We start from the raw sequence: 680 nt of genomic DNA, 5'->3' as shown, positions 1-680 counted from the left end.
TGTAAATTATCACTTTATTTCGGAACAAAAGAGCCATTTTTTTGCACATTCCTTCAGAAAACCCTCTCCCCTTTTCTGAAAGAATGTGCTAAATTTTTTGTGAATTATTTCGGAAGAGAAAATCCATCGGTTCAGAGGAGGGGGAGGAGGACGTGATTCAATTTCATGACTTTGGCATTGACGTCCAAACGTATGCAGAGCGTGGAAAAGAAAACGACTTCCCTCTTCTGACACAGTGTCCGCATTGCCGGGCCAAGCGCCCGTTGCACCGCCACGGTTACTATGAGCGAAACGCATTGACCCCACATGGTGATTATCGCATTTGGATTGTCCGGTATCGCTGTCGAGAATGCTTGAAGACGGTGAGTGTGCTGCCTTCCTTTCTCCTCCCGTATTTTCAGTATACGTTGTCCGCCGTATGGCAAGTTGTGAAAGAGCAGTTGGGATTGACCGAGGGGACGAACCAGGCTCCGTTCCTCCCGACAAAGGACGGCATCATCTTTTATGTCCGACGGTTCTACCGAAACCTATCAAACCTTCATAGCTTTTTTGCGAGGCGGTGGAGGATCATAGGCCCTATCGTGAAAAAAGAAAAGGAACGGGCTTCTTGGTGGATCCGGACGTTGGAGGAACACGGTCTCTATTCGGTCATCAGAGAGATGTGGGAGGACGGATTCCGA

At 48.4% G+C, this 680-nt stretch carries 1 protein-coding gene; it reads left to right on the top strand.

Features of this window, described 5'->3' with window-relative positions; genetic code table 11:
• Positions 1-152 precede the first annotated feature (152 nt).
• A partial coding sequence (locus DCC82_RS17080) for a DUF6431 domain-containing protein (protein WP_108430531.1) occupies positions 153-680 on the top strand: 528 nt, incomplete at its 3' end.

Origin of the sequence: Geobacillus sp. LYN3, from assembly GCF_003064505.1 — a bacterium.
Taxonomy (GTDB): domain Bacteria; phylum Bacillota; class Bacilli; order Bacillales; family Anoxybacillaceae; genus Parageobacillus_B; species Parageobacillus_B toebii.
This window is presented reverse-complemented; position numbering and strand designations above follow the sequence as displayed.